The following is a 615-nucleotide window of genomic DNA, read 5'->3' on the forward strand; positions in this document are numbered from 1 at the left end:
GGCCCCGGCCGAGGCGCCTGCCGAGGCGGGCGCGGAGGCAGGCACCGCGGCCGGCACCGAGGAGGAGGCCGCGCCGGCCAAGAAGACCGCCCGCAAGGCGGCCAAGAAGGCCACGGCGAAGAAGGCCGCGACGAAGAAGACGGCGGCCAAGAAGACCGCCGCCAAGAAGACGACGGCCAAGAAGGCGGCCAAGACCACCAAGTCGGCCGCGAAGAAGACGACGTCGAAGAAGACCGCGGCCGCCTCCCAGCAGCCGCCGTCGTCCTCGGTCACGGCCGTGACCGAAGAGGACTGAGCGGGCGTCTACCCTGTGTGGTCCTGTCCCCCGCGGACAGGACCACACCCTTTTCGCCCGCACGGCGGCCGGCCGTGCGGCACACCCGCCCGCCCGCACCCACCGTGCGCCGCCGAGACCCCATCCCCCGACATCCCCCGACTCGGCGGAACCCGGGGAACGTAAGGAGAAAGACCGCGATGATAGGCCTCGTGCTCGCCGCCGGCGCCGGACGGCGTCTGCGCCCCTACACCGACACCCTCCCCAAGGCGCTGGTGCCTGTCGGGCCCGAAGGCGCCGAGGAGGAGCTGACGGTCCTGGACCTGACGCTCGGCAACTTC

Annotated in this window: 2 protein-coding genes; both read left to right on the forward strand. The window is 72.7% G+C overall.

Annotated features, from left to right (window positions below):
* On the forward strand, positions 1–295 hold a 295-nt coding region (locus ABD207_RS13845; protein WP_344012908.1), incomplete at its 5' end, for a hypothetical protein.
* Positions 296–474: 179 nt separating this feature from the next.
* Positions 475–615 (forward strand): sugar phosphate nucleotidyltransferase (locus ABD207_RS13850; RefSeq protein ID WP_344012910.1); only part of this gene is annotated, 141 nt, incomplete at its 3' end.

The organism is Streptomyces thermospinosisporus (assembly GCF_039526425.1).
GTDB classification, from domain to species: Bacteria; Actinomycetota; Actinomycetes; order Streptomycetales; family Streptomycetaceae; genus Streptomyces; species Streptomyces thermocarboxydovorans.